Source organism: Inquilinus limosus MP06, assembly GCF_000767795.1.
Classification (GTDB): domain Bacteria; phylum Pseudomonadota; class Alphaproteobacteria; order DSM-16000; family Inquilinaceae; genus Inquilinus; species Inquilinus limosus_E.
Genome location: NZ_JANX01000823.1, coordinates 1 through 2,010, shown reverse-complemented (window position 1 = coordinate 2,010; position 2,010 = coordinate 1). Strand labels below are relative to the sequence as shown.

Below are 2,010 nucleotides of genomic sequence, written 5' to 3'. Positions count from 1 at the left end.
TGCTGGACCATGCCCGCCGCGATGCGCCGCGCCGGGCCCCGGTGCGGAATCCGGCCGAGGCCGATGCCCTGCGGGACACCCTGGCCCAGGGCCTGCAGGTGGTGCAGCTTCTCGCCGACGCTGTTCCGCAGGAAACCACGCTGCTGGCGGCCGAATAGCAGACTGGCCCCGCTCCCGCCGCAATCCGGCGGCAGGAGGAGCCGGCGTCGCTCTTGCCGCATGGCGCCGCCTCGCCCGCTTGCTTAGGTTTGTGCGCTGCAGTCCCGCGAATGCCGATGATGACCCGTACCTTGATCCTGATCGCAGCCCTGACCCTGGCCGGCGCCGCCCCGGCCCTGGCTGCCCCCGAATTCCAGGCCGGGGCCTGCGGCTTCACCGTGCCGGACGGGCGGGCCGCCACCTGCGGCACCGTCACCGTGCCGGAGAACCGGGACAAGCCGGACGGCGCCACCGTCGCCCTGGCGGTCGCCATCCTGTCCACGCCCGACAAGCTGGGCGACGCGCCGCCGGTGCTGTATCTGGAGGGCGGCCCGGGCGGGGCGGCGGGGCTGGACCCCGACGGCATCGCCCGCTGGTGGCAGCTGATCGCGCGCAACGACTGGCTGCAGAAGCGCAAGCTGGTGCTGTACGACCAGCGCGGCATGGGCAGGTCGCAGCCGAACCTGACCTGCCCGGAGATGGTCGAGGCCCAGATCCATGCCAACGGCCCGGAGGGCGACGGCGGCAACGCCGCGGCGTCGGTCGACGCCGCCCGCGCCTGCCGCACCCGCTGGGAGGCCGAAGGCCACGACCTGACCCGCTACACCACGCCCGACAGCGCCCGCGACGTGGCCGATCTGCGCCTGGCGCTGGGCATCGACAAATGGGTGCTGTTCGGGTCGTCCTACGGCACCCGGCTGGCGCTGGAGACGCTGCGGCGCTATCCCGACGGCATCGCCGCGATGATCCTCGACGGCGTCTACCCGCCCGGCAAGAGCCTGTTCACCGCGTCGGAGGAGAGCGATCCGGACGGCGACCGGTCGCTGCAGCGGGTCTTCGCCGCCTGCGCCGCCGATGCCGACTGCAACGCCGCCTATCCCGACCTGGCCGCGCGCTACCGCACCCTGCTGGAACGGCTGGACGACGAGCCGCCGACCGTCACCGTGGCGCGGCCGGACGGCGGCGGCGAGGCCGAGCTGATGTTCACCGGCGGCCTGCTGTCCGAGGTGGTGTTCAACGACCTCTATTCCCGCGACGACGCCGCCACCCTGCCGGCGCTGATCGCCGGCATCGACGCCGATCGCGACGAGGCCTATGAGGATGCGGCCCAGCAATGGCTGGCCGGCCTGCTGGATCCGACCATCGCCAACGGCGCCTATGACCTGGCGGAATGCCTGGCGCCGGATGCGGGCGACCTGCGCGATGCCACAGGGTCCACCTGCCCGGCCTGGCCGGCCGCCGCGACGGTCGACGACCTCGGCGCGCAGCCGGTCGACAGCGACATCCCGGTGCTGATCCTGTCCGGCGGGCTGGACCCGGTGACGCCGGCGACCTGGGCCCGCGCCACCGCGTCGCACCTGCCGAACGCCTTCCTGGTCGAGCGGCAGAACCAGGGCCACGGCCTGATCGGCAGCGACCCCTGCGCCGAGACCCTGACGGGCAAGTTCCTGGACGCGCCGGACCGCCAGCCGGTCGATGCCTGCCAGCTCGAGCCCGACCCGCTGCACTTCCTGGTGAATGGGTGATGGCGCCGAATGCTTGACGGAATCGTCCCGGTCGCATCGGACGACACCCTTTTTGCCTCTCCCGCTTGCGGGACCTTTTCAGAATACGATCATCTGAACTGACGCGTGTTTTCCACACTCCCCCTCCCCTTGCGGGAGGGGTAGGGGGAGGGGGGCTGTCGACGGTGGGAGCCTGCGTGGAATAAGCCAGGATTTCCGCGGGGCCGGTGGCGACAGTCGACACCAATTCTATCGGCGCCAATACCCCCGCGCGACGACGACGACGACGACGACGACGACGACGACG

The 2,010-nt window shown here is 71.9% G+C and carries 1 protein-coding gene; it reads left to right on the top strand.

Annotated elements, in window-relative coordinates:
* The first annotated feature begins 278 nt into the window (after positions 1 to 278).
* Positions 279 to 1,724, top strand: a complete 1,446-nt coding sequence (locus P409_RS32820; RefSeq protein ID WP_161790517.1) for an alpha/beta fold hydrolase — start codon at positions 279 to 281, stop codon at positions 1,722 to 1,724.
* Positions 1,725 to 2,010: the final 286 nt, after the last annotated feature.

What these genes read in the sequence shown, in the direction of transcription:
- P409_RS32820 (WP_161790517.1), top strand. Translation starts at nt 279, where the DNA reads ATGACCCGTACCTTGATCCTGATCGCAGCCCTGACCCTGGCCGGCGCC.